The sequence below is a fragment of the Candidatus Cloacimonadota bacterium genome, from assembly GCA_011372345.1.
Lineage (GTDB): Bacteria > Cloacimonadota > Cloacimonadia > Cloacimonadales > TCS61 > DRTC01.
This window is the reverse complement of record DRTC01000029.1, coordinates 1-10,704: the sequence shown is the minus strand read 5'-3', so window position 1 is coordinate 10,704 and position 10,704 is coordinate 1. Positions and strand designations below refer to the sequence as shown.

Annotated in this window: 8 protein-coding genes and 1 pseudogene; 7 read left to right on the top strand and 2 right to left on the bottom strand. The window is 37.4% G+C overall.

All coding sequences use genetic code 11. From position 1 onward, the window contains the following. Positions 1 to 19: 19 nt before the first annotated feature. The 7 genes and pseudogenes from dnaK to ENL20_00520 all read left to right on the top strand — a co-directional run bounded on the left by dnaK (position 20) and on the right by ENL20_00520 (position 7,476). Positions 20 to 1,432: pseudogene (dnaK, locus tag ENL20_00550) on the top strand (molecular chaperone DnaK). A 355-nt stretch (positions 1,433 to 1,787) separates the two neighbouring features. Continuing rightward, positions 1,788 to 2,948: a molecular chaperone DnaJ gene (gene dnaJ, locus ENL20_00545; protein HHE37050.1), complete on the top strand. Its 1,161-nt coding sequence runs from the start codon at positions 1,788 to 1,790 to the stop codon at positions 2,946 to 2,948. Positions 2,949 to 3,304: 356 nt separating this feature from the next. Then, complete coding sequence (tnpA, locus tag ENL20_00540; protein ID HHE37049.1) at positions 3,305 to 3,784, top strand: IS200/IS605 family transposase; 480 nt, start codon at positions 3,305 to 3,307, stop codon at positions 3,782 to 3,784. A 142-nt stretch (positions 3,785 to 3,926) separates the two neighbouring features. Continuing rightward, complete coding sequence (locus ENL20_00535) at positions 3,927 to 4,655, top strand: 16S rRNA (uracil(1498)-N(3))-methyltransferase (GenBank protein HHE37048.1); 729 nt, start codon at positions 3,927 to 3,929, stop codon at positions 4,653 to 4,655. 90 nt (positions 4,656 to 4,745) lie between these two features. Further along, the gene (locus ENL20_00530; GenBank protein HHE37047.1) at positions 4,746 to 5,522 is read left to right on the top strand and encodes a GNAT family N-acetyltransferase; all 777 of its coding nucleotides are present in this window, start codon (positions 4,746 to 4,748) and stop codon (positions 5,520 to 5,522) included. Between the two features lie 47 nt (positions 5,523 to 5,569). Further along, complete coding sequence (locus ENL20_00525; protein ID HHE37046.1) at positions 5,570 to 6,904, top strand: CCA tRNA nucleotidyltransferase; 1,335 nt, start codon at positions 5,570 to 5,572, stop codon at positions 6,902 to 6,904. Positions 6,905 to 7,029: 125 nt separating this feature from the next. Further along, complete coding sequence (locus ENL20_00520; GenBank protein HHE37045.1) at positions 7,030 to 7,476, top strand: hypothetical protein; 447 nt, start codon at positions 7,030 to 7,032, stop codon at positions 7,474 to 7,476. Positions 7,477 to 7,655: 179 nt separating this feature from the next. Here the strand turns inward: ENL20_00520 and ENL20_00515 are convergent, their stop codons facing one another. Further along, the gene (locus tag ENL20_00515; GenBank protein ID HHE37044.1) at positions 7,656 to 8,903 is read right to left on the bottom strand and encodes a toxin-antitoxin system, toxin component; all 1,248 of its coding nucleotides are present in this window, start codon (positions 8,901 to 8,903) and stop codon (positions 7,656 to 7,658) included. Continuing rightward, positions 8,900 to 10,704: CHASE2 domain-containing protein (locus ENL20_00510; protein ID HHE37043.1), on the bottom strand; the 1,805-nt coding region annotated here is incomplete at its 5' end. The genes ENL20_00515 and ENL20_00510, both read right to left, overlap by 4 nt.

Here is a 10,704-nt window from a genome sequence, read left to right as displayed (position 1 = left end):
TAGTAAAAAATAATAAAATGTTGTAGTTTAAGATCTCGGTGGTTGAACTTTTGATATTTCTATTTTGGAAGTAGCGGAAGGTGTGGTGGAAGTTCTTTCTACCAACGGTGATACGCATCTCGGTGGAGATGATTTTGATAAGAAGATCATGGATTGGATTTTATCCGAATTCAAAAAAGCGGAAGGAATCGATATTTCGCATGATGCCATGGCAATGCAGAGAATCAAAGAGGCAGCGGAAAAAGCCAAAATCGAACTTTCCGGAACGCAAACAACGAACATCAATTTACCATTCATCACAGCAGATGCGTCAGGTCCGAAACATCTGAACCTCGATCTTTCTCTGGCAGTGTTCAACCAGATGACTGCTGATTTAGTCGCTCGTTCGATCGAGCCATGTAAACTCGCTTTGAAAGATGCGAAACTTGCCGCAAATGATATCGATGAAATCCTGCTGGTTGGCGGCAGCACTCGTATTCCGGCTGTTGTAGAAGCAGTTGAAAAATTCTTCGGCAAGAAAGCGAATAAGAGTGTTAATCCTGATGAAGTTGTAGCAGTTGGTGCTGCAATACAGGGTGGAATTCTTTCCGGTGATGAAAACCTGAACGACATCCTGCTTCTGGATGTTACTCCTCTTTCACTCGGCATCGAAACTCTAGGCGGAGTTATGACTTCTCTTATCGAGAGAAACACGACTATTCCAACTAAAAAAAGCCAGATTTTCTCAACTGCAGCAGATAATCAAACTGCAGTTTCTATCGTTGTTCTGCAGGGAGAACGCTCTATGGCTGCTGATAATAGAACTCTCGGGAAATTTGACTTGGTCGGAATTCCACCAGCACCGCGCGGAATACCGCAAATCGAAGTTACTTTCGACATCGATGCGAACGGAATTCTGCATGTTCATGCCAAAGACAAAGGAACCGGCAAAGAACAATCCATCAAGATCGAAAGAACCGGTTCGTTGAGTGAGGAAGAGATCGACAGAATGGTCAAAGATGCGGAAGCACATGCAGATGAGGATAAAAAACAGAAAGAATTGATCACGGCTCGCAATGAAGTCGATACACTCATCTTCACAACCGAAAAAAGTTTGGGAGAACACGGCGACAAGCTTCCTCCTGAAGAAAAGCAGAAAGTCGAAGAAGCGATCAAAGAAGCAAAAGAGAAACTGGAAAAAGCAACTTCCAAAGAAGAATACGAAGCGATTCGCGATGATCTCGGTAAGAAAGCTCAGAAACTGGGTGAGATCATTTATGCGGAAATGCAGAAACAACAAGCTGCTCAAGGCGGACCGGACATGAAAGATGCCGGATTCGATCCGAGTCAAATGGGAGGACAGCAGCAGCAACAGCAGGCTCATCCTAAAGACGAACCTAAAAAAGACGGACCTGTCGATGCTGACTTTGAAGTTGTGGATGAAGATAAATAAATAAAAACTTCACACATCTCAAAGATTTGCGAAGTTGTGGTTAATTGGTTGAAATAGTTAATTAGAGTTCATCCGTAAAGCCGGAAACCTTGCGAAAGGACATAGTCCTTCGCAATGGTTGAACCTAAAACACCGACCATTACGGAGGTTTCGTTCCTCAACCATCCGTAAGGTCTCACAAAATGCTATTTACGGATAGACTCTAATTGGGATAAGATTGAACTCGACTCCATCTGTCTTTGGACGGATGGAGTCGAGAACAATCAGAAAACTATAAATAACAATAGTCTTTCATTCTGAACTCCATTACAGATAAATCTGTTATGAAGTTCAGTCTGAAATCATAGAAGGTTTAATGGCAAAACGAGATTATTACGAAGTTCTGGGAGTTCAGAAAAATGCTTCCGATTCAGAGATAAAGAAGGCATATCGCAAGTTGGCGATGAAGTTTCATCCCGACAAAAATAAAGACAACAAAGAAGCAGAAGAAAAATTCAAGGAAGCATCCGAAGCCTATGAAGTTCTTTCTGATAAAGATAAACGATCCAGATATGACCAGTTCGGTCATGCCGGATTGGAAGGAGCATTCGGTAGCGGCGGATTCAGTTGGAGCGACTTTACTCATGCTTCGGATTTTGAAGATATCTTCAGCGGATTCGGTGGTTTGGGAAGCATTTTCGAGAGTTTTTTCGGAGGAAGTGGTTTCGGAGGAAGAAGAAGTTCCAGGAGAAGTAATCGCGGGGAAGATTTGCAGATATCACTTTCTCTAACTTTAGAAGAAATTGCCAAAGGGATCGATAAAAAGATCAAGATCAATGTCAAAGAAAATTGTGATAAATGTAACGGTACCGGTTCTGCTGACGGAAAAGTTCAATCCTGTTCGCAATGTCACGGTTCCGGTCAAGTTATGCAGACAACTCGCTCTTTGTTCGGACAAATGCAGACTGTCGTAACCTGTCCATCTTGTCATGGTGAAGGAAAGATCATCAAAAACAGATGTCCGAAATGTAATGGTGACGGTAGAGCAACACACGCAAAGACGATCAATGTTCATATTCCGGCAGGTGTATCGGAAGGGCAATATATTCGTCTGCGAGGTGAAGGAAACAGCGGAAAAAGAAATGGACCGAAAGGTGATATTCTCGTTCTTATCCATGAAAAAGAACACAAGATCTTTGAGCGAAACGATGCAGACCTGGTTTGCGAATTCCCGATCAGTTTTTCACAGGCAGCTCTCGGTTCGGAAATCCATTGTCCGACTCTTTCCGGGAAAGTTAAAATGAAAATTCCGGCTGGAACGCAGTCCGGAAAAGTGTTCCGTTTACGCTCACAAGGTCTGCCGCATGTAAATAGCACTTATCACGGTGATCTTTATGTGAAAGTTATTGTCATCACACCCACGAGATTGAATTTCCAGGAAAAGGAATTGTTCCAGAAACTGGCAGCTTTTGATTCCGAAAAGAAACTCCAACCCGGGAAAAGTTTTTTTAGTAAATTGAAGGAGTTTTTTGTGTAATTCAACTTGCCAAGTTGATTTTCACAAAATTTCCGAATCCTCATATCTAATTTCTAAAAAAAATCTCAAAACCCAAAGAATAAATATTAAATAAATTTCAATATCCCAAAATAAGTAAATTCCAAACGATTGAACCGCTCCATACTTGAGCGGTTTTTTATTTTGGGAATAGAATTGTTGACAGTTATGTTTTCTAAAAAAAATTTCCAATCAATGAATGAAAAGGATGTTGAATGCCCAAAAAGGAAGCAGAGCAGAAATTAGTGGATGCCAATAAAGAACTTATCAAAATCTATGAACAGAAGATAAAGAATAAAATCGATGAGATTTGGGGAAAATAGCAGAAATATTAGCCCATGATTTTAATCGTGGGAATCGGAAATAATATTGATTTGGTTTCATTCCCACGAATAAATTCGTGGGTTAATTTCAGGAGAATAAAAATGTCTCATTCATATTATAATATCTGGATTCATTGTATATTTTCAACGAAAAATCGACATCCATTGATCCAACCAGATTTTGAACACCAATTATATGAAAGAATCAAAAAGAATGCAGAGGAATTAGGATGTTATCCGATTTATATAAACGGTACAGAAAACCATATCCATTTATTGTTCCTGCAAAATCCTAAAAAGAATTTAACTGAAATTATCAAACAAATAAAAGGTGAAACATCATATTGGTTAAATCAGGAACATAGAACGATTAAATTCGGCTGGCAGGTCGGATTTGCGGCATTTTCGGTGAGTGAATCACAATTGGAGATTGTGAAAAAATATATCAGAAATCAAAAAGAACATTACAAAAAACAGTCCTTTGATCAAGAATGAAAAAGATTTTAAAAATTACATCATTATGAAGATCAATAAATTATAGATGTTAGCCCTCGATTTTAATCGTGGGAATCGGAAATAATATTGATTTGGTTTCATTCCCACGAATAAATTCGTGGGCTAATTTCAGGAGGTAAAAATGCCCTGTTTCTATACACCCAACCTGAAAAAAGAAAATAAAAAGATCACTATTATCGGTGATGAATTCCATCACCTGAAAAATGTTTTCCGCAAAAATATCGGAGAAAAAATCCTGCTGACAAACGGAAATGGTCTTCTGGCAAATGCAGAGATTAAAAATATCTCCAAAAAAGAGATTTCAGTCTTCATTTTGAAGATCAAGGAAGAAAAAATCTCCGAACCGAAAATCGCAGTTGCCTTTGCTCTGCTGAAAAACAAACACGACAACCTGATAGTTGAAAAACTGACCGAACTCGGAGTTAAGGATTTTTTCCCGATTTTTACCGAAAGGACTGTTCGGAAACTATCCAAAAATACGGTAGAAAAGTTTGAGAAAGCAGCAATTTCCGCGATCAAACAATGCGATAATGCATTCCTGCCAAAAATTCACAAAACGCAAACTTTGGAAATTTTAATAAACTCGGATTTAGAGTTTCAACCAATTCTTGCACTGGAACTTGGAAAACATCAAACCATTTCGCAAATCGCAGAAGATATTCAAAAACCTCTTTGCATCATCATCGGACCGGAAGGCGGATTCAGTAATAACGAAATCGAGATTTTTAGACAAAAAGAAATTCCATCTTTCAGTTTGGGAAATCATATTTTACGAGCGGAAACAGCAGCGATTGCATCCGTTTCTCAGCTGTTGGAATATTATTTAAAAGAAAATTCGGAGTATTATTGAGGTTTGTCAGTCTTAGCGTAGTCGAAAACTAGCAACTTAATAAATGTAAAAGAAAATCCTTCGACTACGCTCAGGATGATATTGAAAAATATGAAATACAAAATCCTGAAAAACAAAAAAAAGATTCAGAATTTTCTACAGAAGGACATTTATCTTCATCTTTACAGCATCGGTGATCTTGATGATTTTTTCTGGAAGAATTCGACCTATTTCGGATTGATATCAAACGACAAGATCAAAGCAATTATCCTTCTTTACAAAGGATTACAAATTCCAACAATTCTTGCTTTAGACCAGAACATTGAACATTTGTGGGAATTATTCAAACAAATCAAACATCTCCTGCCAAATAGATTTTATGCTCATTTCAGCGTTGGATTAGAAAAAAATGTGAATGAATTTTTCCATCTTGAATCTCATGGAAAACATTACAAAATGGCTTTGAAAAATCCCGTAAAACTGGAGAAATTCGATTGTTCGCAAACAATTTCTTTATCAAATCAAAATCGTGATGAAATCCAAAACTTTTACAAAACGAGTTATCCGGAAAACTGGTTCGATCCTAAAATGCTGGAAACAGGACAATATTTCGGAATAAAAGTTAAAAACAGACTCGTGAGTATTGCCGGAATTCATGTTTATTCCAAAAAATATAAAGTTGCAGCCTTGGGAAATATTACTACTCATCCTGATTTTCGGGGAAAAGGTCTTGGAAAAATCGTTACTGCGAAATTGTGCCAAAACCTTCTTAAAACCGTTGATCATATCGGATTAAATGTCGCATCAGATAATTACCCGGCAATTTCGGTTTACAAAAAACTCGGTTTCGAAATTGTCAGTTCTTATGAGGAATTTATGGTGATGTAACTCCTTGCTTTGCATTGAGACTATCACAAACCGGAGGTTTGTGTTACATGAAAAAAATCGAAAAAATCATTTCGAAAGCGATTATCGGAACTGATTTTGAAAACAAAACTTTCATCGTTGGCGGTTATGTACGCGATAAAGTTATGGGAATTCAAAGTCAGGATATGGATATTGTGGTCGAACTCGATAATGGAGGAAAAAAATTGGCTGATTTCCTTTTTCGAAAAAGACTATCTTCCAGACCGGTTATTTTCGAGAATTTCGGAACTGCTTTCGTCATGATCGAAAATCATAAAATCGAATTCGTGATGACGCGCAAAGAATCTTACCGTGACAAAAATCGTAAACCGGATGTTGCCGTTGGAACTCTCAAGGAAGACATTTTCCGTCGGGATTTCACCATAAATTCTCTTATAATGAACATTATTTCGGGAGAGATAAAAGATATAACCGGTAAAGGAATTTCCGATATAAAAAAGAAGATCATCCGCTCGACTTCCAACCCGGGAATCATTTTTGGTGAAGATCCTTTACGAATGCTGAGAGCGATCAGGTTTTCCATTAAGTTAGGCTTTGAAATTGAACCTGAAACTGCTAAAGGAATCCTTGAAAATGCAAAGCAATTAAGACACATTTCCTGGGAACGACGACGGGATGAAATAGTCAAAATGCTCGAATCAGATAAACCAGCCCAAGCAATCAATTTACTTGATGAATACAATCTGCTGAAAAATCTCATTCCTGAATTGGATAAACTGAAAGGTCTCGAGCAGGGAAAATGTCATGATCTCGATGCTTTTAAGCACACCTTGAAAGTTTTGGAATTAACCAAACCAAATCTGGAATTGCGACTGGCAGCACTTTTACACGATATTGGAAAAGTAGAGACTATTTCAGAAAATGGGAATGGAATTCATTCTGATGAGCATGAAAAAATTAGTGCGGAAATTTCCCGAAAAATCCTGAAAAGATTGCGATTTCCCATAAATCAAATCAAAAGGATTTCTTATCTTATTCAAAATCACATGCTTTTGAAAAATGCAGGTAAAAACGGTGAGAAAATTTCCGCTAAAGAACTGCGGAAATTGATCTTTGAAGCAGGAGAAAATCTGGATTTGCTTTTAGAATTGATCCATGCTGATAATCAAGTTCATACAAAAGATTATATCAGACAAGAACAAATCCCGGGAATCAGGAAAAAGATCGAACTTTTAAAAAAAGACTTTTCCAAAAAAGAAATGCCTGTTTCAGGAAAAGATGTGATGGCTTTTTTCAGACTGAAAGAAGGAACAAAAATCGGAGAATTGCTGGAAAAAGCGAAAGATATCTGGTTTGAACATCCTGAATGGGGAAAAGAGAAAATATTAGAAAAAATGAAGTAACTCAAACAATCCTGTTTGAGAAAAGAGAATCAGCACAATCAGGATTGATTGTGATACAGTAGCTCAAACAATCCTGTTTCTCTAAAAAAATTGTCTCGGAACAAGTTCCGAACTACAAAAATAAAATGAAAACTTGTGAACAATGCGGAAATGAATTTGAACAATCAGAAAAAATTTGTCCGTTTTGCGGTGCTTTCAGTAAACCGATTGTTAATATTTCTGATAGAAGTGTAAAGCTGAAGACTTTCAATCTGAAACTCGACATGCCAACTGTTGAGCAGGCAATCACTTCTTTGAAGTCCGAGATCTGGAAAGCAAAAAGAGAAAAAGTCAAACTTTTGAAGATCATTCACGGATATGGTTCCAGCGGAACCGGAGGAGAGATCAGACAAGCAATCCATAAACTCCTGCCCAATCTGGTCTGGTATAAGCAAATCGCTTTTTTCATTCCGGGAGAAGAATTTTCTCGGGAATTTGAAAATGGAAAAAAACTGTTGGATCGTTTTCCGAAAATGAAAAAAGATTCAGATTATAACCGGAAAAACAAAGGAATTACGATTATTGTTTTGTAGGATCAGATTGGACTTCATCTCCGGCAATTGACGGAAGATGGAGTTCAGGATTGATACAATTTATATTTATTCTCAACTCCACGCTTTGCTTTGAAGTCGAGTCCAAAAATCTAATCTTTGCGAAAATCCTTACATGAGAAGTTTCAAGAAGATAATTTCTGCAAAGTGCGATCATTTACTCAATCAATAAAAATCGCAGCTTCTTTCCATCGTGCTTTATGGTTGAAAAGCTTTTTTGGCAGACTCAAGTGATACGGATTGTTTTTCATGATACTAATTCTTTTCCGGATTTGCTGATATGTATAGTGCTCATTTGTTGATTGAGATTCGATCAGGTAAAGACGATTCAATAAAGCGAGGGCTTCTCTAGCATTATATCCCGCACGAGCAGTATAGAGCAAACCGAGATGATCGGCTTCCTCTTCGTATTGCTCCAATCTTCCATTAAAAATAGTATCATAGAACTGCACAGCCAGATCTTCCATTTCAGCTTCCACATCACCGATTTCCTCATCAAAACCTCCTCCGATCTCATCCATTTCCTTCTCCATATCCATAAAAGCATCATCAGCCATGACCTGCTGTTTTCTCTCTTCCAGTTCGAGCATCCCGTGATGACGGGCAACATGGGCAATTTCATGAGCCAGGACAAAAGCGAGTTCTGCTTCCGAATCGATCTGCTTCAACATTCCTTTGGTAATAAAAATTATTCCACCCGGACAGGCATAAGCATTGACTTTGTTAGTATCTAGAATAAAGAACTTAAAACCGATATCATAAGCATCTGTCGATTCCACGATGATATTTCCTACAAAATTGATGTAATCCTGAATATTCCTGTTCCGGTAAAGTCCGATAGATGCTATTTTGGAAGCAATTCCAATTCCTATTCCTTCTTCTGAAAACGAAAAATATTCCTTCCCCGAATAGTCAGGAAGATGAATCTTCTTCCTATTTTTCTTCAGATTGAATCCTTTATATGTTTTCTTTCTGAATTTTTCATATTCTTTTTGACTGAAACTGTATTTTTCCAGAATTTCCGAAAAAGACAGATCACCGTCAAATTTTCTGGAAAATCTTTCAGCAAAACCTTTCACACCTGCTGACATTCCATGTTGGGAAATCTGCAAAGATACAGGCTTTGTTGCCATTCTGGAAAAAAAATCTTCCTGACCTTTATTTTCTTTAGTAACTTTTTGGGAAACAAAACCCATATTATCAGCATAAGTTATCTCAAACCAGCCGTCTTCTTCATCGAGTATAGTAAAAATATCACCTTTCCGCATTTCTGATATTATCTCAAAAAAAGAAGCAGGTCCTTTCCTGACAATTGCTCTATCCCTTTTGACTTCAGCTTCTATCTTTCCCTTGGCAGACAGGGAAGTAAAACAAATTATTATAATGATCATTATAAGAAATTTCTTCATTTAACCTCCATCGTATAAATACCATCCCACTTTTCAGGTGGAGTTTTTATTAAGGATTTACAGCGGTCAAGCATTTCTTTTGCCGGAGAATCATTAAAGTCTTTAATTAATTTTCGGAAAATCTGCTCTGCTTGTTTAAAATCACCTTTCCTGTATATTTTTAATGCTCTTTCATAATCTTTGATACGAACTGTCTTTTTTTCGTCAATCATGCTTATTAATTCATAAATTCGGGTGGGTTCCTTCTTTCCTTTCACTCTTAAAAAATCCAATTCCCGGCATCGAAATTCTTCTTTCACAAGCTGATATGTTGCTTCACTGATAATCACCCAGGTTCCAAAAATCTTGTTAACTCCTTCTAATCTTGAAGAAAGATTTACAGTATCACCGATCGCAGTGTAATCCATCCTTTTGTCGGATCCGATATTTCCGGCAACCAGCGATCCGGAATGTATGCCAATCCGTGTATGAAGATGGAAATTTTCAGGGATCGATAAAGAATCTTTATCAAAACTTTCACATAATTTCCGATGTTCAATCGCCATTTTACAGGCAAGTTTCGCATGGTCTTCCCGTGCTATCGGTACTCCGAATAAAGCCATAATTCCATCACCAGTATATTTATCGAGAAGTCCGTGATTTTCCAAAACCAGTCCGGTGATCTTATTCAGATAAATATTCAGATCCGTAATCAGTTCTTTGGGAGTTTTTGTTTCGGAAAAAGCCGTGAAATTAGCAATATCGGTAAATAGAACTGTTGCCTGAATTTCCTCACCTCCCATTTCAATCTGGGTTGGATGCTCCACTAATTTTTCGATCACATCCGGATGAAGATAGCGGGAAAAAATCCTGCGGATCTCCCGTTTTGATTTTCCTTCAATAAGATAACTGATGACAATGATAGTTAAATAAGCAAGCAGAAATCCAGTAAAAAGAAAAACAAAGTTTAAGACGATCCTCGCCTGCTTCCATAAAAAATAATTTGTCAGGATCATGATTATCAATAAGAGAAAAATAAGCAGATGACTTCGTTTATCAGTGAAATGTGAAACCGCAAAAAGAATGATAAAAATTATCAGAAAGTTAAGAATAAACTCGATCCAGAATGCAGCAAAATGTACAAAATCTTTGTTTACCAGATTGCTCAAGACCGTTGCCCATATTTCCATACCTGGAAGGATTTTTGTGAGAGGAGTCGTTTTCAGATCCAATAAACCGGCAGCAGTTGCTCCGATTATGATATATTTATCTTTGAATTTTTCCAGCGGAATGATCGGTTCCATATTCCTGCTTACAGCAGCTGCAGAAGAAATAACTGCCTGGAAAGGATAATACTCAAACACACTTTTTTCTTGGCTGCTTCCATACCAGTTCACAAAATAATTTTTATCCTTATCAAGAGGAATTGAAAAATCTCCAGCTTTAATTTTATTTTTAATTATTCGAAAATTCCGTTGAGGAAAAAATCTGTCTGTCCAAACAGCAAAACTTAACTGCATTAGAATTTCATTTTTGTAAGAATACCAAACCGGAATCCTTCTGATCACACCATCTTTATCAGGCTCGATATTTATGATCCCAACCGATTTTGTCGTTTTTAAAAAAGATTCGATGGGAGCAAGAACACCCTTAAAATTCTTCGACAGATTTCTTATGATCTCGTTTTGAAACGAAAATCGGGAAAGATCTGCTCGATCCAATCTTTCATCTGCAGAAAGTTGAGCAGATAAATAGACATTTGCCGCTTTTGCGATCGATTCGGCAAACATTCCATCAGTTTCTTCTGCATAAGTTTCTTCCC